17 protein-coding genes are annotated in these 22,406 nt (G+C 36.1%); 5 read left to right on the top strand and 12 right to left on the bottom strand.

Features of this window, described 5'->3' with window-relative positions; genetic code table 11:
• Positions 1–731: 731 nt before the first annotated feature.
• Positions 732–2,498, bottom strand: coding sequence for a putative bifunctional diguanylate cyclase/phosphodiesterase (locus I5677_RS03555; protein WP_197660180.1), 1,767 nt, complete (start codon positions 2,496–2,498; stop codon positions 732–734).
• A 529-nt stretch (positions 2,499–3,027) separates the two neighbouring features.
• Between I5677_RS03555 and I5677_RS03550 the strand changes: the two genes are divergently transcribed.
• Both I5677_RS03550 and I5677_RS03545 read left to right on the top strand, forming a co-directional pair.
• Positions 3,028–4,065 (top strand): D-alanine--D-alanine ligase family protein, encoded by a 1,038-nt coding sequence (locus I5677_RS03550; protein WP_197660179.1) that lies wholly within the window; start codon positions 3,028–3,030, stop codon positions 4,063–4,065.
• A 2-nt stretch (positions 4,066–4,067) separates the two neighbouring features.
• Complete coding sequence (locus I5677_RS03545) at positions 4,068–5,435, top strand: UDP-N-acetylmuramoyl-tripeptide--D-alanyl-D-alanine ligase (RefSeq protein ID WP_330617803.1); 1,368 nt, start codon at positions 4,068–4,070, stop codon at positions 5,433–5,435.
• A gap of 316 nt (positions 5,436–5,751) precedes the next feature.
• Here I5677_RS03545 and I5677_RS03540 read toward each other — a convergent pair whose 3' ends face one another.
• The gene (locus I5677_RS03540; RefSeq protein ID WP_197660178.1) at positions 5,752–6,909 is read right to left on the bottom strand and encodes a TraB/GumN family protein; all 1,158 of its coding nucleotides are present in this window, start codon (positions 6,907–6,909) and stop codon (positions 5,752–5,754) included.
• Positions 6,910–7,268: 359 nt separating this feature from the next.
• Here I5677_RS03540 and I5677_RS03535 point away from each other — a divergent pair, with 359 nt between their 5' ends.
• Together I5677_RS03535 and I5677_RS03530 are read left to right on the top strand one after the other, a co-directional pair.
• A complete protein-coding gene (locus I5677_RS03535) occupies positions 7,269–7,781 on the top strand; it encodes a helix-turn-helix domain-containing protein (RefSeq protein ID WP_197660177.1) in 513 nt (170 codons plus the stop codon).
• 166 nt (positions 7,782–7,947) lie between these two features.
• Positions 7,948–8,895, top strand: coding sequence for an alpha/beta hydrolase (locus I5677_RS03530; protein ID WP_197660176.1), 948 nt, complete (start codon positions 7,948–7,950; stop codon positions 8,893–8,895).
• Between the two features lie 258 nt (positions 8,896–9,153).
• On the opposite strand, the gene I5677_RS03525 is transcribed toward I5677_RS03530, so the two are convergent.
• The 3 genes from I5677_RS03525 to I5677_RS03515 form a co-directional block, all read right to left on the bottom strand.
• Positions 9,154–10,044, bottom strand: a complete 891-nt coding sequence (locus I5677_RS03525) for a protease complex subunit PrcB family protein (protein ID WP_197660175.1) — start codon at positions 10,042–10,044, stop codon at positions 9,154–9,156.
• A 143-nt stretch (positions 10,045–10,187) separates the two neighbouring features.
• Positions 10,188–13,622 (bottom strand): glycoside hydrolase family 2 TIM barrel-domain containing protein, encoded by a 3,435-nt coding sequence (locus I5677_RS03520; RefSeq protein WP_197660174.1) that lies wholly within the window; start codon positions 13,620–13,622, stop codon positions 10,188–10,190.
• Between the two features lie 100 nt (positions 13,623–13,722).
• Positions 13,723–14,352 (bottom strand): PilZ domain-containing protein, encoded by a 630-nt coding sequence (locus I5677_RS03515; protein ID WP_197660173.1) that lies wholly within the window; start codon positions 14,350–14,352, stop codon positions 13,723–13,725.
• A 242-nt stretch (positions 14,353–14,594) separates the two neighbouring features.
• Here I5677_RS03515 and I5677_RS03510 point away from each other — a divergent pair, with 242 nt between their 5' ends.
• Positions 14,595–15,200: a cupin domain-containing protein gene (locus I5677_RS03510; protein WP_197660172.1), complete on the top strand. Its 606-nt coding sequence runs from the start codon at positions 14,595–14,597 to the stop codon at positions 15,198–15,200.
• Positions 15,201–15,519: 319 nt separating this feature from the next.
• Here I5677_RS03510 and I5677_RS03505 read toward each other — a convergent pair whose 3' ends face one another.
• The 7 genes from I5677_RS03505 to I5677_RS03475 all read right to left on the bottom strand — a co-directional run bounded on the left by I5677_RS03505 (position 15,520) and on the right by I5677_RS03475 (position 22,288).
• A complete protein-coding gene (locus I5677_RS03505) occupies positions 15,520–16,050 on the bottom strand; it encodes a superoxide dismutase family protein (RefSeq protein WP_330617802.1) in 531 nt (176 codons plus the stop codon).
• A gap of 171 nt (positions 16,051–16,221) precedes the next feature.
• Entirely contained in the window at positions 16,222–16,713 is a 492-nt protein-coding gene (locus tag I5677_RS03500; protein WP_197660171.1) for an HD domain-containing protein, read from the bottom strand.
• A 23-nt stretch (positions 16,714–16,736) separates the two neighbouring features.
• The gene (locus tag I5677_RS03495; RefSeq protein ID WP_197660170.1) at positions 16,737–17,624 is read right to left on the bottom strand and encodes a MerR family transcriptional regulator; all 888 of its coding nucleotides are present in this window, start codon (positions 17,622–17,624) and stop codon (positions 16,737–16,739) included.
• Between the two features lie 43 nt (positions 17,625–17,667).
• On the bottom strand, positions 17,668–18,291 hold the full coding sequence (locus I5677_RS03490) for an SGNH/GDSL hydrolase family protein (protein WP_330617806.1): 624 nt from the start codon (positions 18,289–18,291) through the stop codon (positions 17,668–17,670).
• A 391-nt stretch (positions 18,292–18,682) separates the two neighbouring features.
• Positions 18,683–19,531 carry a carbohydrate ABC transporter permease gene (locus I5677_RS03485; RefSeq protein WP_197660169.1) on the bottom strand — a complete coding sequence of 283 codons (849 nt, stop codon included), beginning with the start codon at positions 19,529–19,531 and terminating at the stop codon, positions 18,683–18,685.
• Positions 19,531–20,508 (bottom strand): carbohydrate ABC transporter permease, encoded by a 978-nt coding sequence (locus I5677_RS03480; protein WP_197660168.1) that lies wholly within the window; start codon positions 20,506–20,508, stop codon positions 19,531–19,533. The genes I5677_RS03485 and I5677_RS03480 overlap by 1 nt, the downstream gene beginning before the upstream one ends.
• 355 nt (positions 20,509–20,863) lie before the next feature.
• Positions 20,864–22,288: an ABC transporter substrate-binding protein gene (locus I5677_RS03475; protein WP_197660167.1), complete on the bottom strand. Its 1,425-nt coding sequence runs from the start codon at positions 22,286–22,288 to the stop codon at positions 20,864–20,866.
• Between the last annotated feature and the right edge of the window lie 118 nt (positions 22,289–22,406).

The raw sequence follows: 22,406 nt of genomic DNA, 5'->3' as shown, positions 1-22,406 counted from the left end.
TTTTTGTTGCACTCAAGGTTGGCGTAACCTGCCAATGCATAAATTCAGGGTTAAAATATTTGCTTTTTCAATGTTCAAAGGGACATATTTTTTTATATCAGTTTTTCATACCAAACTTTACACTACCACTTATACCATATTATATGAATTTAACATATATCCGTTCATAGGCTTATCCATACATCTAGTACTCAACTAAAAACACACTAACCAGATTTAAAGTTCGTGACCGCTTCTCATAAAAGTGAGTTAGCTATGAACACTATGTTTACGCAAAAAAGAGAGTAATTTAAGTTAAAATCACTCTCTTCATACATTCGCTTTTTATATCGATTAATTATTCTATAATTTAAACTGTCCTACCAATTCTTCAAGTTCAACAGCAATTTTCTGCAGATTTTTAGCAGAACCGGATACATGCTCCATACTGGACAGCTGTTCCTCAAGCGAAGCAGCGATTTCTTCAGTGGATGCTGTTGATTGTTTTCAACTCTGATTGCATATGACTTAATAACTCACTCATTTTACCAATTTCATCTTTACTCTTATGCATTAAATGAAACGTAGAATTACCGTCTGCAAGTATTTTTAGTTATCCGTCATCCTTACAATGGACTTAATAATACTTCGTGCAGCAACTGTGTCAATTGTTATTGTAATCACCATGATAATAATTGATATAACGATAGTATCAAACAAATATTAATATTCTAAAAATCTTGCATCATTTATCAATCATGCATTTGAAATAACTGTTCTTCACTAATTGGCTTGCTGAACAAATATCCCTGTATATAATCACAATTAAATTGTATAAGAGCATTTAACTGCTCCTCATCTTCTACGCCTTCCGCTACCACTTCTATACCAAGCTGATGGGATAGATTTATTATATTGCTAACGATCTGGCTGATAGCTTTCTGTGTTGTAATCAGATCAATAAAGGCTTTGTCAATTTTTAACACATTAATAGGAAGCAGATGTAGATAGCTTAGGGAGGCATAACCTGTACCAAAATCATCAATCGCTATTCTGATTCCGAATTCCCTTAGTTGTTTAATTACATTTATGATATGATCCGGATAGGATATAAAAACAGATTCCGTTATTTCTAACTCCAGATATCTGCTGTCAAAACCTGTCTCATTCAAAATTTCCTTAACCATAGTAACAAAGTTCGGCTCTATCATCTGTACAACGGATATATTAATGGAAACCATAGGTTTTTTATCAAATCTTTTTTGGAACTCCATGAATTTCTCTAAGACCGTTCGGAAAATCCATTTACCCATCTCAATAATAATTCCCGTCTCTTCAGCGATCGGGATGAACTGACCCGGACTGATAAACCCTAGTTCAGAATATTCCCATCTGGCTAATGCTTCATAACCTCTTAATTTCTTTGAGTCACTGGTGTATTGTGGTTGAAAAACCATATACAACTCATTATTTCGAACTGCAGTAAACAAACCATTCTCCAGTTGAATCCGCTTTAATACATCCTTTTGCATTTCTTTATTAAAAAATTGAATTTCATTCTTGCCGGCGTTTTTCGCATTGTATAATGCAATATCTGCATTTTTAAGAAGCTCTGTGGTATTACTGCCATCCTCCGGATATCTTGTAATACCAAAACTGGCATTGATATAGAAATCTTTATGCTCAATTGTGAATGCTTTGGAAAGTACAAAACGAAAACTTTCTACATACTCCAAAAGCTCCGTCTGTGTTAAATCTCTGCAGATGATAAGAGCAAACTCATCTCCCCCAAGGCGTCCCAGTAGATCCTGCGCATGGACACTCTCCTTCCATCGCATGGAAATCTGCTTTAAGATTTCATCACCAACGCTGTGTCCCATGGAGTCATTAATTTTTTTAAAGTTATCTAAATCTATAAAAACGAATATAAAACTATTATTCTCTTTCGCGTATGGATCCGTTAAGCTTCCCATCTTCTCCAACATCATGGTACGATTCGGAAGTTGTGTAAGCGAATCATAGTATGCCATATTATGCAACATTTCTTCATTTTTTTTAATAATTTGATTGAAATGAATTACTTTCTTGATTTGTTTATTTAAGTTATTCCCGTAACGTGATATAATAATAACCATGATTATAGTACTAACAGGAATCACAACTCCAGGTAATGCATCCATATTTCCTTTAATAAAAGTAGCATAGATTGCCCCGGAGGCCAGTATCATATTAAGTATAATTGCGACCATATTACTGATTTTAATCGGGTTTAAAACCATTAATATAATTAAAACAACCTGCGTCTGTGCTATAATACCTACGATACTTGTTTTGGAGATGATACTATCCCCTATATGAACCCAATATGCTAATTCAGGTGACGAAAAATAAACAATTAAATTAATAAACCATAAATATATAATAGAACTTAAAACCAAACCAATCCAATGATAATATTTGATTTTTCTGTTATAAGTCATTTCATTCATTACCGATTGTTCCTGTTTTGATTTTTTCATCTTTTCTCTCATCCAATTTGTCCTTTGTAGTATTATTTATAGGTGTTTTGTCAGATTATTGATATACATTTATAGTACCATAAATCTATCTTTTACACCATACTCAACTCATATATTCGTAGTTTTTCGTACTTATTGATTCTCACATGATATTTTATTATAGTTGTTATCCGATTTAACCTTATTGTGTATAAATACAATAATCTTAAGCATAACGTCACCTATCAATTTTTTAATTCAAAACATTTCATTAATACTTTTTACGAAAAAATTCGTTAATAAACATTCCTATATCGTTGTAAATAAATCCTTGATATCTTATTGAGATTTTATAAAAAGAAATGATGGACACTGATTTCAATCATCGCTATAATATATCTCAGATTAACAATCCTATACTTGCTGCCTGATCATCCACAGTGTATATTCGGGTTTTTAACAGCATATAGAAAATATAGAGTTATTTACCAATTTTTTATTGCAACATATATTAATTCGTAAAGATTAAAGTAGAAAGTGGGGTATAAACATGAAAATTGTTGTTTTGGCAGGAGGTATCAGCTCAGAAAGAGATGTATCCTTATCAACAGGCGCCATGATTTATAGGGCTTTAAAAAACAGAGGACATCAGGTTGTGCTTATGGATGTATACTTAGGATATGAGGGTTCGTTAACGAATCTATTTGATCTAGAGAAAGACTGGTCGGAAAACATAGGTGTTGTCAAAGAAACGAACCCCGATATCCGTATGATTAAAGCTTTAAGAAAGGATAATCCTGATAGCTTATTCGGACCCGGTGTAATAGAGGTATGCACACAGGCTGATATTGTATTTATTGCATTACACGGTGAGAACGGTGAAGACGGTAAGATACAAGCTGCTTTTGATTTAATGGGAATCAAATACACCGGTACGGATTATACAAGCAGTGCCATAGCTATGGATAAGTCTATCTCGAAAGAGATCTTCTCCTATTACAAAATACCGACACCCGCCGGAATACATATGAAAAAAGGCGAGAAATTTACCTGGAGTGTTTATCCTTGTGTCGTTAAGGTGAATAATGGTGGTTCCAGTGTAGGCGTTTCTATTGTTAATGTTGCGGAGGAGCTGGATGCTGCTCTATCCAACGCATTTGCTTACGGTAACGAGGTAATCATTGAGCAATATATTAAAGGCCGTGAATTTTCTGTTGGAGTAATTGACGGTAAGGCCTTACCCATCATAGAAATCACTCCTTTAGTCAGCTTCTATGATTATAAAAACAAATACCAACCAGGAAGTGCCATAGAAACCTGCCCTGCGAATGTTAGTATTGAACTGGCCATGCAGATGCAAAGAATAGCGGAGGCTGTGTTTAACGCTTTAAGAATAAAAACCTATGCTCGTATGGACTTTATCATGAATGAAAAGAATGAAATCTTCTGTCTCGAGGCTAATACATTACCCGGTATGACTCCTACTTCACTCTTACCTCAGGAAGCTAAGGCTATCGGTATGGATTTTGAGGCTTTGTGTGAAAAGATAATAGAAAGTTCTTTGAAAAAATACGAAGCAGGAGAATAAAAATGATGAAGAATATGACTTTAACACAGATTGCAAAAGCTTGTAATGGGAACCTGTTTTTTGATAAGGATTATGATGGTCGGGAAATATCCGGGGTTGTTATGGATTCTCGATTGGTAGAGAAGGATTATATCTTTATTGCTACTGTAGGGGAACGGGTGGATGGCCATAGTTTCATCAATGAGGTTTTTGATAAAGGAGCGATTGCCGTAATCTGTGAAAAAGCTCCTAGGAATCCAAAAGGTCCCTACATACTGGTTGAGAATAGCTTAATTGCCCTTAAAAATATCGCTATATGGTATCGCATGCAGCTTGATATTAAAGTTGTAGGTATTACCGGCAGCGTAGGTAAAACCAGCACAAAGGAATTCATTAGTGCGGTTTTATCTATGAAATATAATGTCTTGAAAACAGAAGGAAACTACAATAATGAAATCGGTCTACCTCTAACCATATTAAAAATCAGAGATAATCATCATATTGCCGTCCTGGAAATGGGAATTAGCGATTTTGGAGAAATGCACCGATTAAGTGAAATAGCGAAACCCGATATCTGTGTACTTACTAATATCGGCTACTGTCACTTAGAAAACCTGGGAACCCGACAGGGTATATTAAAAGCAAAATCAGAAATCTTTGATTTTATGAAGGAAGACGGTAAAATCATCCTAAACGGTGATGATGATATGTTAGCAACAATAAAAAAATTTAAGGGAATAATACCTATCACTTTCGGGTTTGGAAAAAACAACGACATTTATGCGACTAATATAAAAGCTGACGGTTTATATGGCAGTACCTGTGACATTCATGCAAAGAATTGTTTAATTCAGGCCAACATACCGCTTCCCGGCGAACACATGATTTTAAATGCCTTAGCAGCTACCCTGGTAGGTATCACACTTGATATGACTTATGAAGATATTTCATCAGGAATAGAGATGGTAAAACCCCTTGGCGGAAGAAGTAATATTATTCGTCAAGAAAAACGGACTATCATAGATGATTGCTATAACGCTAATCCGGTATCCATGAAAGCAGCCATTGATCTCTTAACCAAGGCAGATACCCGAAAAGTAGCCATACTAGGTGATATGTTTGAATTGGGAAAGGAAGAAAAAGAACTTCATGAAGAGATTGGAGCTTATGTGTCAGCTAAGGCTATAGACACCTTGATATGTGTAGGTAAATTAGCCTCTTATCTTTATGATGAAGCTTCTAAATCCTTTCAAGGAACCTTGTTGTATTATGAGAACCGCGAAGAACTTATTAAGGAACTTCCATCTATAACAAAAGAAGGTGATACCATTCTCGTAAAAGCCTCCCACGGAATGGGGCTAGAGAACGTGGTCAAGGCTCTCCTTATATAATATAATATAATATAATATAATATAATAATGTCGTATTAAAATGGCGCTGTTTCAGATATATAGTTCGTAGGGGCTGTTTCAAAATAGTTAAACTGGGAATATAAATTACCGTAATGCACTGTTTGAAGGACATGTTGCTAATTTTGAATCTGTCCTTCAATCTGTGTGTGGGTAAATTATATTCCTATTGTTTATTTTGAAACAGTCCATTAATAGTATATAAAACAATATAATTTTTTGTGTATAGTGCATCCTGTCGCTTCTTATCTTAAGAACCCATATTACACAACATCACCATTTAACTATATTGAATAACTTATAATAGATTCTTCACCATATCTGTTCCAGCAACTATGGTTCCAATGGTTGCACCGATATTTGCCATTGCAATGACCAGAATAATCTTTAAAAAACGGTTTCTTAAGATTCCTTTTAAGCTTAATATATCCGTCTGGACATTCAATACATCTTGTACTGTAGGTTTCTTTATCGTAGCCTCTGTCAGTCCGGCAAACCAACCGCAAGCAAACAACGGATGTAATGTAGTCAGAGGAGCTGCAACAAAGGCTGTCAGAATGCTAAGAGGATGACCTAGAGATATCGCAGTAAATATAGCTGCCAAAGCTCCGGTCCATAATACCCAAGTTGACAACTGTTCTATCCCTGTTTGTATATTTAACACAAAGGAATAAATTATAAGTCCCGTAATTAAAGCAGGGATAATCCAACCGGCAACTTTTGACCAAGTGCTTTTTGGCGGTACTACTGAAATACTTTCGATGTCCTGGGTTTTGTAAATCTCTTGTTTGATACCGGGAACATGAGCTCCTCCCAGAACAGCCACAATTTTCTTACCGGGTGCTTCTTTTATCTTAGCAGCCAGGTATTGATCTCTCTCACTAATTAATATCTCTCCGATTTTAGGAAATTGCTTTCGCATACCGGCCATAGCTGACTCCAGCATGTCCTCCTGTAACAACTCCTGTAAATCCAGATTCGAAATATCTGTATCTTCATCCGATGAGATAATCAAACTAACGAACAGTTTCATCTTTTCCCAGAATCCCAATTTACGCCAGATACGAAGAAAGGTTGTCTGTACTTTTCTGTCGGCCAATACCAGTTTTGCACCGACTTCTTTAGCACTCTCTATCCCTTGCAGCATTTCGCCGCCAACCGTAGTATTCAGCTTCTTTGCCATCTTTTTCTGATAGGAACTAAGTAAAAGATTCGCAACCAGAAAACCAACTCTTTTTTCCTTAATTACCTTAACGATATCTGTGTTCTCCCAAGCTTTCGGATTCATGATGTTCTTATACCGGTCTTCATCCAGTTCAATACACACACTATCCGGATGCTCCTCCTCGACAACCTTCTTTACTAACTCCGCACTTTCCTTAGACACATGGGCAGTCGCAATCAGTATAATCTCTTTATCGTTATACTCTAATCGCGTTATATTACTTTCATTCATTTTCCTATCCTCCAATTAATGCAATAGCGAATGATATCATTCTCAGTAGTCCTTATCTACTTGCCAATCATGGCATATAACGAAAGTATACTTCTTGTAAGAAACCAAGTCAAGCCCTGTAATATGAGGACTAGACTTAGTTTTGCTTTTATTCAAGACTTGACTAAATCTGTTGATATTTAGATTTGCCTTATATATTTAGTAAATAATAATATAAAACCTCTTGACCTTTCCATTTTTGGTATTATAATCATTAGTGGAAACAATGAAATGAGAATTCATATGAAAAATCAAAATTTTCAAATTACAACTTTGTGCTGATGCCCAATTTGAGGTATATCGGCGGAATGGAGATTATTATGAACGATCTAAATCAAATATTACTTAATCCTATCAGGATGCGAATTATACAACATCTGGCAACACATAAGACGATAACAGCGGGAGAACTCATCTCTGTAATGGATGATGTGCCAAGAACAACTCTTTACCGTCATATTAATACCTTGGTGAAGTCAGGAATTCTTACCGTTGTTAGCGAGAACAAAATTCGTGGTACCGTAGAAAATGTATATGCCTTAAATATCAATGTGCTATCCTCTGAGAACACTTTGGAAAATGCTACGAGAAATGCCTTTGGATTTTTAATGAAGATATATGCTGACTTTGACAGATATTTTAGCACCAAAGACGCGGATCCACAGAAAGATCGGGTATTTCTCAATAATTCCGTATTACTCCTAAGTGATGATGAGTATGATGATTTTCTTAAGGAACTAAAACAACTTATTATTAAATATATGAATAAAGAAGCCTCTAATTTAAGAAGGAGTAGAAGCTTTTCGGTTATATCCTCTCCGTCTGATGAATAAGGACTGACCTGTTCTTTAAGATGATTGCATTCATCCAATCAATGATTTATGTTAATCATACGAATTATAAATAAGGAAAAACATAAAAATGAAATCACATAAAAATATAACGAAATAATTAAAAAACCCACGAAAAAAAACTAAGAAAAGACGAGGTAAGAAAATTATGTATATCCTAGGAATTATAGCTACAATTATAGCTACTCTAATGTTGATTGGATTTATTATTAATAGCATTAAATCAAAGGGTGAACTGAAAAAAATCAAACCCTATGGTCAATTGGTAGATGTCGGTGGCAACAAAATGCATGTTTATTCCATGGGTGAAGGAAATGAAACAATCGTATTGCTACCCGGTCTTGGTGTACCTCTTCCCAGTGCCGATTTTGCCCCTTTAATGCGGGAATTAAGCAAATATTATACCGTTGTAACTCTTGAATATTTTGGTGTTGGCTTTAGTGAAGGTTCTTCCGTACCAAGAACAAATGAAAACTATACACAGGAAATTCGTACTGCTTTACAAAAAACAGGCTTTGCTCCTCCCTATATCTTAATGCCTCATTCTGCTTCCGGTATTTATTGTGAGTATTACGCAAGTAGGTACCCCGATGAAATAAAGGGTATCGTTATGCTTGATACGACTTCCACTGCAGAAACCAAGCTACCGAACGTGCCCCGATTTGTATACTCAATCGCTAAATTCCAGCAGGCCATTGGTTTGACCCGTTTAACAATCGGTTTAATACCTGAGAAAAAACGAATAGAAAACGGATATACACAAAAAGAAATCAATGATTATAAAACACGTATATTACACAATATTAATGACACATTTATCAATCAGTCTGTTAACATAGTGGACAATATTAAAGAAGTATATAACCTTGCGTTTCCCAAAAACGTACCAGTCTTAAAGTTGATTTCCAGCCAGACAATAAAATATATGGCAAAGAAAAATAAAGACGATGGTATGGGGTATCAGAATAAGCATTTACATAGACTGGGAGAACATACAACCTATCAAATCATAGATTCATCGCACTTTCTTTATCAGGATAAAGCTCTTGAAATTGTAGACTATACAGAAGATTTTCTTAAAAATATCAATCAATAACATTAGTAATAAACCTACAAAAAGTGCTTAATATACTATTGTTTAAATCAAAAAGTATATAACGGACCCTGGGATTACCCAAGAAAAATGCCCCTTCTTGTGAGAAACAGTTTTATCATATACTGTCTACAAGAGGGGCATTTCCTATGTTTTTAAATCTAAGCTTAAGGCGTTATTTAGTAATACACACGAGTTTCATTTTGTACAAGCCCTTAATTTTATCACTTATTATAGTTTATCAGCTTTTTTATTGGATTTTTACTTTACTTTCTCAATGTTTTCAACGATTACCTGATCACTGGGTGATATGGATACCGTAATCTCTATCGTATCCTCCACATCTATTCCTTCTAAGAACCGGTCTATCTCATCGGCTACAAAGGGTACATACATATCTCCAACTAAAACTTCAATGGTATGGTTATCCATCTGACCTTTATAAATTCCAATAATCGGCTTGCTGTAATCAATCGGGTTTTCATCAAATCTTAGCATGGTCCCACCTAATTGGTCATTGGTAGGAGCATCCATACCGATATCTTCTAAAGATAATCTTGTAAACTCTTCTTGATCCTGATTACGTATAATAAAATTATCGGTGATACCGGAAGCTTTCACTACCACATAAGGATAAGACATTACCATAATGTTCATGGAATCTTTAGCCGGCTCAGTTTCAATTACAGAGATTGCGGTTTTTCCTTCGTTATCTTCCATGGCTTCTACTTCTATCGTATAGCCACCGGTAGTTTTTTCACCGGAGCTAATTAAGATGATGTAAGATCCATCTTCCTGTTCCCAGAATTCATACCCTTTGTTAACTTTCAAGACTTCAATTTCATTCATAATCTCTTCCGAAAGAGTACTTACATCTACGACATCAAAATCTATTAAGTTTACTGTGATACCTTGGTTTGAAGGCTCTTTCACTCCTTCTTCTGAATCAGCCACTTCATCGGATACTTCTTCACCATCTTTATCGGCTTCAACATCATCAGCCTTAGGCAGATCGTCAGATGTATTACTATCCTCTTCAACCCTGGGTAACTCATCCGAATCATTCATAGCACCATTGGTGTTTGCGCAACCCGCCAAGAGTGATATTATAAAAATAACCATCAAAAATTTTATACTTATCATTTTTTTCATATTTTCCACCTCTCAAAGTTATGTTTTATTGTTTTACATCCATTAGACGTGATAACTTATAAGATGGTTCCATCCTTTTAACAAACCGATCTCATGTTTCATCCAATCATTTTGTTTATGATTGACTTTCATTAATTCCCAAGTTACTCAAACCGAAACCAACCAAAATCAAAATTAGATCCCGGAAGGAATATGAAAGCTACATTTGTAATTCCGGTTACATTATCCAGTTCAAATATCCGTTCTTCATATTCATTTGAGTGTGTAAAATCAACCAATTGGTTGATTTCCCCGTCAGAATTCGAGAAACGAACATGAATGGTATTCTTATCAATCGGAGACCTTCCATAGATGATAATTCTGGATATCCCATTATCGTTGAAATCCATGTCATCAAATAACAAGGAAACATTATTACCGATACCTTCCACACCCTGATTCGTCAAACGATAAGTATCACCATAGATGTGATCGCATTCTACCGCCATGTTTTGTTCAAAGGCCCTATTTTTCTTTTCAAATGAGAAACCTTTGATATGAACCTTCTGCCTCAGAACAAAGCATAAAGATGTAATTCCCTTAAGTCTTTTTGATAGTCGGTAGGTTTCCTCCTGATAAACATTCCACTTAGATTCTTTTTGATAGATTACATCTGCCAGAAGCTCGCTACCTTCCTCTCCCGGCATACCCTCCCATATCTGTAACGTGTATTCATCGCTTGATAAAGCAAAGATAGGAATTGTAATGATATCAGAACCATAGGATCCGAAATCAATATCATGAAAGCCCACCTGGGTCTCCCCGTCTCTACTGGTGGCTATACCTTTTTCATTTCCATTCGTAACCTCACCCTTACTGTAGTCATAGAGTCCGGCAGAGATAAATCCATAGGGATCCTTATAAGCTGTACCTAAACCAACAGCTCTAAATTCCAGCTCAGAGATTAGTTTTGTTTTATCCGTACCATTCTTACTGGTACAACGAAGCCGGAATTCCCCGTCACCAATTGCAGTTAGTTTAGCTCTAAGACCGGAGCCTTCCACCTTAGCTAAGTTGGATATAACACCGGTTTCATTCACCACACTCCATTCAACCTCCCGGTAGGAAGTATTTACAGGATACAGTTTCGCCATTACTGCTATTTCTTTTTTGCTTTCATCAAACTCTTGCCCGGATTCACTAACTATTTCAATCTTTCGCACTGGTATTTCATCCATACTTCCCATGATACAGGGTAGCTCCTTATTGGCGGTATAGGCTGAAATCCCATCTGTATTTCCGTCCTTTGCTGTTATACTATTCAAAACAAGGACTCTTTTTTCCATCCCTTTGGATGATACTTCTATGAAAATATCTCCGCAATCAAGAGTTGAGCCTATTATTGCCATCAATCTTCCGCTAAACAACCTTCTGCTTAAGCCTTTATATGGATCATAATCCGTGCTGTCACCATTATCCAAACCAATCAAGCGACCTGCCCCGGATACGTTAACCTGTACACGGTTATTCGCATTCTCTACTTTATTACCCCACTCATCCTCCATGGATATCTCGACAAAGCTTAAATCCGTCCCATTTGCTATTAGCACATTTTTATCAGCCTCAAGGCATATCTTTTTCGCATCACCAAAGGATTTCTTAATTTCGGTAGCAATCACATTACCATTTTCATCATAGGCAATTGCTTTTAATTCACCCTCTTCATAGGGTAGCTTCCACCAGCCTGCCAGCTGTGTACCGTGCTTATGATCAATATCATAGGTTCCGATTGTGACACCGTTTAATTGTAGTTCCACCTTTGGTGCATTGGAACAGATACGGACGTCAATTAATTGTCCTTTGTTAAAATCCCAATAAGGTATGATGTGAACCATAGGTTTTATTCTATAATCAGTCCAAGCAGACTGATATACAAAATAAGGATCTTTTGTAAAGGTTGCCGTATCCAGCTGTCCAAAGTATGAATTTTTCGTATGATAAGGGGTTGGTTCACCGATATAATCAAAGCCGGTCCATAAAAACTGTCCCATCGAAAAAGGCATATCCCGTTCAGCCAAAATACATGCTTCCGGGGACTTCGCTCCCCAACTGGTAGAGCTGTTTCCAAGAGCAGAACATTGTTCGTCATCATCTGCCAAAATTGCTTTTTCATAAGGAAAATGGTAGACCCCTCGGCTCTGTACAACAGATGCCGTCTCACTACCATAGATCACCCAGTCCGGATGCTCCTCATGATGTTTCTGATAATATTTCTCTGCGTAATTATAACCCGCTATTTTTACAATATCGGCGCATTTCTGCGCATTTTCCCAAGGCATGTAATTAGACCCAATGGTTACTTTCGCATTCTCCTTCGGATCATATTGCTTAACATAGTTAAGGAGTAATCGTGTAATTTCTTGACCTCTCTCACCTGCATGGGTGTCATAGATTTCATTTCCTATACTCCACAGTAATAGACTCGGATGATTACGGTCTCTCATTACCCAACTTTTTACATCCTTTTCGGCCCATTCTTTAAAAAATCTGGCATAATCGTATTTTGTCTTTGGTCTTTCCCACACGTCAAAGGCTTCTGATACAACCAGTAATCCCATTTCATCTGCCAAGTCCATCAATTCCGGAGCAGGCATATTATGGGCTGTTCGTATAGCATTCACTCCCATTTCTTTTAATAGATGAAATCTTCTTTTTAATGCTATCTTATTAAATGCTGCTCCTAATGCGCCCAGATCATGATGTTCGCATACACCGTTTAGCTTAAGTTTCTTGCCATTTAATAATAGTCCTTGATTTGGATCCATGGTAATAGTACGAAATCCGATATTTTGGTTAACAGTTTCGATAAGATCGTATTCAGGAGCAGTATCCTGCTTATTTGTTTTCAACTGTAACTTTGTAACCAACTGATATAAATTAGGTTCCTCTATACTCCAAAGCTTTGGATTTTCAATCAATAATGTCTGTTGGTTTGTGACAGGAGAGACACTAGGGTTAACTGCCATTGATACCGTCGCAATCTCTTGATCCTTGTATCTGATTGTATGACAAATCACTGCTTCCTGCATAAGACATACATCAGTATCCACCTCTACGTTAAAATCATCCTCTTTTTGTTCAATGGATACATAAATTCCGTCCGTCCTTATGTGATTTTTATCTCTTGTCTTAAGCCATACATTACGATAAATTCCTGCACCTGAATACCATCTGCTGTTAGGACTCTCATGAACGACTTTTACGAGAATTTCGTTCTCCCCTTCTCTTAAAGCATCCGTAATGTCATATTCAAAGGAGGAATAGCCATATTTCCAGTCACCGATCAAAAGACCATTTACATAAAGAGACGAATTCATATAAACACCGTCAAAGCATAACAAAAGGTTTCTCTCATCCTTTTTCCAGGTAAATCTTTTGCGATACCAACCTATGCTACTCTCATATAGATCCAATGTATTATAGATAAGCCAATCATGGGGCAAATCAACCGGTTCAAACATTAAAGCATTGCTATCTAACGCTTCTAACTCGCTTTTTGCAAACTCCCACCCATTGTTAAACAGCTGTTTTTTATTCATAATCTCCTGTCTCTCTTTCTATGTTTAATTAAGTGATTTTATTCTATAGTAACTGTTAACTAGATCCATTTCCATTGCCTAATACATCGTTTTTCACTGGCTACTGCTTACTATTTTTTCTTCTCAAATGTTTCAATGCAATCATTCTGCTTACTCCGCTATTATGATCTTTAAATACACAGCCATAAGAAAAAGCATGGTATCGTTGCATTTTTTCTTTTCTGATTATTTTCCCGGAAAGATAGATGTTTAATCCTTCAAAATTATATAAACATTTTAAGGTATCTCCTGTTTCAAGTTCATTCTTTAACACAATACACATACCTGTTACACTAACATTTTTTAATACGCCTTCTACAATCTTCCTTTTGCCCTGTTTATTAACAATTGTAACTTTAAGTATCTCTCCTATAAATAATCGATAAGCCTCTCTACGATTAAGCCTTTCTATGTTCTCTTGTGAACTAACATAATATACCCGCATCCCCTGATATTCAGCCACTTCAAAAGTAAGAGAAGTAAATGTAAAGATTCCCTCCTGTAGGGTATATATGATTTCAACATCTTGCATCTTACTTGGATCTAATACCTGATTATCTTCCAATAAAGACGGTATTATGATATGGGTCATATTTTTATTAATAACATCTAGATTTATGCGAAAGAGTTTTTCCTTATATATGAATTTAAGTATTATCTTATGGTTCATATCAATTTCAACGAGTCTCATCTATATGTGCCCCTTTATCTTGCCGTCAATGGTATCTGTGTTTTCTTATCTATAGTAATGTAACATAATTTCTTTTGAATGTAAATTCCATATAAGGTTTATTATAGCTATTTCATGTAAGTTTCGTAAGCTTATGTTATCATTCACTACTTATAATCCGTTTTATCCTTGGTGTATAATTTCACATTAAATCTTTGATAGCATATGATATTGTTGTAAAGTACTTTGAAAGGAATGATATTATGTATCAATCATATCCATGTCCATATTGCGGCAGAAGACTGATGCTAAGCCCCTCAGGTGATGACAATATGCATACATGTCCTTACTGCGGTAAAAGAGTGAGATATCATGGAGATTATAATAGGTACGATAGATACTATCCTCCCTATAAAAACATGGATCATGGACCAAGGTTTGATTATTCAAGATTTAAAGACTATGGTTCAAGGCCCTATGTTGTGAATATTGATGAAGTAACGAAAGAAAATGATACCTTCCGAACTGCTTTGTGGACGGGGAAACATCTGCAGCTTACCTTAATGAGTATCGATGTAGGGGGAGAAATCGGATTAGAGATACATCCTGATGTCGACCAGTTTATTCGAGTCGAAGAAGGCCACGGTGTAACATTAATGGGAGATCATAGAGACAGGCTTAATTTTCAAGCAGAAGTATATGATGATTATGCAATATTAATTCCGGCAGGAAAATGGCATAATCTTATAAACACAGGTAATAAACCGCTTAAGCTTTATTCCATCTATGCTCCACCGGAGCATCCGTTTGGTACGGTTCATAAGACAAAAGCTGATGCTATGGAAGATCATCATGATCCCTATCACTAATTTAGATAGTACAAAGAATTTGCCTTAGCAAACTCTCGCGCCAAGTGCAATCGGTAAAACTGACAAAATTCCTTACGCTTGATTGCACATCCTACCTGGAAGGCCTTTTATGGTATAGACTAACTACTTGACATAGTTAGTCTATAATATAAAAATAAGTTCACCTCTTTTTTACCTTTTCAATTATGAATTACCTTAGTTTTCTCATAGACTAGATTTTTAAAAAAAGGTGCCTGATTTAATGGTCAGACACCTTTATCTGGGAATTATGATATCAAAAACCTGATGTATGTCTAGTCTTTTAAATATATTATACAAATCATTGATACATCTCTTCTACATAGTCTATTACTCCGCATGCAAGCCTGCTACCGGCATCTCCGGCCGGTTGTGTTCTATAGTCATCAGGATTTTGATGAATAATAACCGCTTTTCCTATAACCTCTTCGGGTTGAAATCGGTTCGTATAAAACGACATATAGCTGTATCCATTGTTAGAAAAGAGAACAGGTAAGTCTCCGGCATGATTCCCATGGGGCTGATTATCCGGATTCCAATGATCTCCCGCTGCTTCAAAGGGTGACTCGGTGTTACCTACCGTACAGTCTCCATTCTCGTGAATATGAAAACCAAAAGGGCCTATAGGAGCCTGCCCATTCTTTGCCGGCTTAAATTCCGGCAATCCATAAATATTTGCAGTGACTATGGTACCGCCTTCAAAATGTTCAAACATCACAATTCCATTGATTTCAGGTGCTAAAGGTCCTCCGTTTACAATAGCGGCAATATAAGCATTGTTATTATAATTTCTATTATCATTTGAATTCATATAATTTGAATTGTTAAACATATATATCTCATTTAGGAGTTTTCTCTCTTTATCATATTCGAGTACGTATAAAAATGTTATTTTTTCGTTTATCAAAATCTAAACTCAAAACTAAAAGCCATAATATTATTGAATATTTATAGCAACTTCTGTAATTACCCAACCACTTGTTTCAGCTTCAAAATTTCTAAATTACTCATCGTACATTAAATTTATGAAAGCTTTTCCACGATTTGTAGTGAATATTTTACTATATATTCTATAGATTGCATCCCTAGATAAATTATCCTCGTATGCATTAACCAAAAAGTCAGCTTCTATTAATATTTGATGATCTATTCCGTTAATGTTATTGTAGGTATGATGATGTGCTATTAACCAGCATACCCGATCAATAATATTTTGTTGAATACTTAGATTATTAAGTAATAATTCCGCTTCCAAGGGTCCTTCCAGTTCCTGATATTTTCCGGCAGAACTGTTGTATTTTAATTCGCTGTTTTTTATTCCTATATCATGGGTTAAGGCTGCGACTTCAAGTATCGTCTGAGTTTCCTGATCTAAGTCTTCTGCTTCACCAATCGCTTTAGCAAAGCCATATACTTTTAGAAAGTGATTGATACGCTTTATGTCGCCCCTATAATAATCAATCATAGCATTCATTACCTGTCCTACTTCTACCATAGCTTCACTCCGCTCAAAAAATTCTAATTATCATTTATCTCAATTACTGTTTTATCAATTAGTACTGTCTTAAATTTCTCGTTTGCTTCTAGCATCTTTCTATAATAATCATCATATGCCGGACTTAATTTCCTCATTATTGGTATGAATTCATCATAATATCCACTCGTTTCTCCAAACTTACGATATAAGTTTAAGAGTCGAGACATGATAGAGGATTCATATTCATTCGATTTCTTAAACTCTTCATATTTAAGAATTTGTTCATTATTCTTATCCATATATGTTTCTATATCATCATAAGCATTCTGCATATAATTTATTATTTGATTTATGTTTTCATCATTCATATCCATATTTATTTCATCTAGAATCGTTTGTAGATCTTTCGGAATTTCAATGGATTCCATATTATCAAGAACTTCAACCACCCTATTGAATAGCCTTTTTTTCTCATTTGTTCTTAAGGGTTCATTGAGAAAATATCCAAAATGTAAACTGAGATATCTGCCATAATACCCAGGAAATACAGCAAGAAGTCTTTCTTTCATCGTTGACTGATGATCTAGTAAATCTAACTTATCACTAATTTCCTTATTATCTGCACCGTTAATCAACTGTTCTAACAGATCAAGACGATTTGATTTGGCTTTTACTTCCATCTCCTTCCTATGCTTTATGAAAGTAAGCGTCCGCTTTCTATCATTACTATCTAATACCTGTTTTATTTCTTCAATTCCCAGATCCAGCTTACGAAGCATTGCTACTTCATTTAATATACTAAGATCCTTATCCGAGAACTCCCTATACCCGTTCTCATATATTTTAGGTGATATGAGTCCCTTTACCTGATAATATTCAATTGCTTTCTTTGTCAAACCTGTTTTATGACACATCTCATGTATCTGCATAACAAACACCTCCTGATATGAACATAAGGTATCCCCCAAGGTGCTAGTCAAGTCCTATTATTTTCTTAAGTCCATCAGCAATTGCATCTTTTAACACAGCATGTCCTTGTTTATTTGGATGAAGTCCATCCATAAAGTATTGATTGCATAAATCCAAGTTTAATGCATTCAATTCTTCGTGTTGATAAATATCAATATAATCGATACGATGGGATTTATAAAAATCAATTAGAACATGATAATATTCATCCATTGTAAAACCAAGAGAATTATAAGGGGTGGTTTCCGGTCTTCCCCATACTACATCATTACGCTTTAGCATTGTGACAAATATCGGTTTCGTATTTGGATATTGTGTCATTAATCCTTCGTACAAAACATGTAACGCTCCGTAAAAGGTTCCATTATTCTTGTCACCTTTATCACCAATGGGAACAGGATTAAATGTACTCCCATAGTCATTCGTTCCTGCATATATCATAATTATATCCGCATCATCCTCAACTGACGTATAACGTTCTGAAATGGGATCCTGACCCTTACCTAAGGTAGAGCCATTAATACCGAGATTTTGTATAGATTCTATATAAGATTCTTGCATTAACAAAGAAGCATAAGCTTCCTCATGATCAACACCATATCCGTAGGTGATACTGTCACCTAGAATGGATATCTTATATTTTTTTTCTGATTATCTGCTTTACTCACTGGTGGTATCCTCACTTTTCGTACTGATATCATATTACATTATTATTGCTATATTCAGTAATACATTTTACTTCTATTATGTTATCAGCTTTGAAGAATTGATTCAACTACATTTTTCATACACTATTCATAAGTTAAATCTGTCATTCAACCCTACTAACTAGGGTTTTTTATATAAAAAGTCTCTCCATGGACACATCACATAGAGAGAGGTGTGGAGAGACTTATTTATGTTATAATTTGCTATTCATTTCAAAGTCAAATTTATCTGTCATCGTAATAGACACTTTTATTTTAATAAAGGACTAACTTACAGACCCATTCACTTGTCATGAAATATAGGCCTTGATTTATTCCTTTACGCCACCTAACGCAACACCTGCTATGATGTACTTGGATAACAGGAAATATACGATAAATAACGGTAACACTGTTACAGTTAGACCTAAATAAATTGCACCATACTCAGTTCTATAGATATCACCCCTAAGAAGGCTTACCATAATAGGCATTGTATACTTATCACTATTTGTAAGTAATACCATTGGCATAAACAGGTTATTCCAACTAGATACAAATGTGAAGATTGCCTGTGTTGCAATAGCAGGTTTCATAATTGGTAAGATAATTCTATTAAAGATATAGAATTCACCGGCGCCGTCAATTCGTCCTGAATTTACAATATCAATCTGTAACATACCAAGCAGATACTGTCTCATAAAGAACACCATAGGAGGAGCAGCAATCGCCGGTAATATCAATGGTAAGAAGTTATTGGTCATATCCAATTTATATACAAATTGGTAAAAACCGATTGCCGTAACCTGAGAAGGTATCATCATAATCGCTAAAATAAACGTGAAAAAAGGTTGGCGTAATCTCCAGTTGTACGCAACAATTCCATATGCAGTAAGAGAAGAAAAATATACCGCACAAAGCGTTGTACCTGTAGATATTATCATCGAGTTTATAAAACCAACGATTGGATTAAAACTCTTACCCAATAAAACATCTATATTGCTTTGTAAAAACTTAGAAGGTAACAGTGAAATAGCATTCTGCTGAATTTCAAAAGTACTTCTGGTAGCGTTCATTATCATAATCCAAAAAGGAATTATGCTTAGAATCGCCAAGAAAATACAAACAATATAAATAATGATTTTTAATAGGCGTCCGGAAATTTTCGTTTCATGTCTCATTATTCTTCCCTCCTTGCCGCCTTCTCAGCTTTTCTAAGTTCTTTTTGCTGTTGTTTGATCTGTTTATTAAGTTTTATAGCGTCTCTATCACGTAGTATATAGAACAAGATAGAGGAACATGCCGCTATAATAATAAACATAATCATACTTGCAGCTGCCGCACGGTTATATAAATAACTTCCACTAAACGCCTGGTTATAGATAAACGCACTTGTTGTAAGCGTCGAACTGTCCGGTCCACCATTTTGGAATAACTTCGGAATATCGAACATCTGTAAACCACCGATTAAGCTTGTAACTAAGGTAAAGAGCATAATCGTCCTCAAATTTGGCAGTGTAACATGGAAGAAGGTCTGTGCGCCTGTAGCACCATCAATCTCCGAAGCTTCAAAAAGTTCGGGATTAATACCCAATACACCTGCAATAAGAACAATCATTGTATATCCATACCACATCCAAAACTGAATAAATGCAATAACACCTCTTGCCGTCCATTTATTCATAAGGAAATAAATCGGTCCATCAGACCAACCAAGGTCTTGGAATAAGGAATTAACCGGTCCTGTAGGGTATCCGAACAATGTAGCAAATAAGATAGCGATCGTGGCCGCTGTTATGATATTAGGCATATAGAACAGTACCTTGAAAAAACCCTGTCCTTTAATCTTACGACGATGGCTGGTAAACCATGCTGTAAGTAAAAGTGCAAGCCCAATCTGTGGAATAAAGTTAGCTATCCAAATCATAGCCGTATTGCCTAAGGACTTCTGAAAAGATGGGTTTTTTAATATAATTTCAAAATTACGGAACGGATTATCAAGAATATTAAAATCCGTTCTACCAATACCTTTTAAATCAGTAAATCCGATTACCGTGGTATATATGGTTGGATAAAATGAAAATATAAGGTACGCAAGCACAAAGGGTATACAAAAGAAATAACCATATTTCGCGTAGCTAACGCCCTTACGTCGCATAAGCATTCACCTCCGTTAAATTTTAGTTTGTTAGTAACATAATGAAAGTCTTAAGCATATGCAAGCTCGCTTGCAGTATGCAATCGGAGCAAAAATCAGAAATGCTAGCATTCATTATAGAATATTATATTCATCATGAACAGATTAAATCCATATTTAATCTAAATCAGTCACTTGTTCATACAACCGAAAGAAATCTGCAATTAGAATTTCTTATACATAATTCGTTGTGCGTGCTTGTATCCATTTCAGCTAGCTTGATTTATGTGAGATTGCTCAAGTTACTCACATTTGTCTTCGCACAAATATAGGGGCGGACGAAAAGGCCTTCGCCCGCCCCTAAGTACAGTAAAAACTATTCTACAATAACATCAAGGTTATCAGCAACTTGCTGTTTGAAATCAGCGATAGCTTGCTCACGACTCTTGTTACCAGCGGTGTACTCACGTACCTGTCCACGCCAGTAGGAGTTAATTGTCTCGTCATATTGAGTTTTGTTTTTACCGGTTGCCATCTCGCCTGCAGGAACGAATACATCAAACATATTCTGTCCGCCTAAGAAATCAAGCTCACCATTGGATTTCTTCATTACAGTACCGGAAGCAACTGTATCCTTGGTTCCGCCTTCACCGTAAAGAGTACCATTAGCCCAGTAATACTGAAGACCGGTATCAGAACTATCAAGGGTAATCCATTGAATAAGTTCACCAACTGCAGCAGGAACCTTAGTATCTTTGTTAGCAAGTACCCAAGTACCGCCCCAGAAGAAACCTACAGGAGACTCACATACAGCCCAGTCACCGTATGTGCCTTCGCCCGGTTTTTCACCGCCGGAGTTACCAGCCATAACGTAGTTGATTAACCAAGCAGGACCGAAGAAACCTAATACTTCCTTCTCGCCGGTACCTTGCATATCTGCAAACCAAGCATCATTCCAGTCCTGAGTATCATTGTGATAGTTGTTTTCCTTAAGCTTCATGGAAAGATCTAAAAACTCTTCTCTTGCAGGATCGATATAGAGCTTACCATCTGCGTCAATCCAGCCTTGTTCAGCTGCATTTTCGATAGCGTGCCAGATATCACCGTCACCGGATACGATACCGTAACCCTTAGCTTTTAACTCTTCAGCTGCAGCGAAGAATTTATCCCAGCCAGGACCAACTTTATCTTTGATTGTTGCAGGATCATCAGTGCCCCATACATCCTTCGCGATGGAACGACGATAGATGAATGCACCACCGGTTGCCTGGTAACCAAGACCTACAAGTTTACCATCAGGATTAGTTCCGATGTCAACTGTATACTGTGCGATTTGAGCTTCGTCAAGAAGTGTATCTACGTCGATACCAAGATCTTTATAAGCTGCTGCATACTGAGAAGCATCACCCTGTGTATATTTCAATACGAATGCTGCCTCTGCACAGTAGAGATCAGGTGCATCTGAACCGCCGCCAGCAAGTGCCTGGTCAAGAGCCGGTTGGTACGCACCATCTGTGGTAGCGATAATAGTTGTGTTGAAATCATAAGGGAAATCAGGATTTAATTCCTTATATCTTTCAAGCATGTTAGGAACTTCATCTGTAAATGCCCATACATTGATGGTCTTTACGTTAGGGTCATCAGTTACGTCTGTTGCCGGTTCACTATTATCTTCCTCTTGAGTGGTTTCGCCAGCAGGTTTTTTGTCATCTTCCTTGTTGTCATCCTTTTTGCCGCATCCCGTTAATGCCAATGACATTACGAGCATGCAAGCGAGAATTAAAGCAATAATACGCTTCATGTTATACCCTCCTCTAATTTTGTATATTATACATAAAGTACTTTACCATTATACACATTATAATCCAGACAAGCTGCTCATATATTGCGATTTTCTGCTCATATATTGCTTTTATTGT

This window comes from Mobilitalea sibirica, from assembly GCF_015999265.1.
In the GTDB taxonomy this organism is placed as follows: Bacteria; Bacillota; Clostridia; order Lachnospirales; family Lachnospiraceae; genus Mobilitalea; species Mobilitalea sibirica.
The sequence above is the reverse complement of the archived record's forward strand: the minus strand, read 5'-3'. Positions and strand labels throughout refer to the sequence as shown.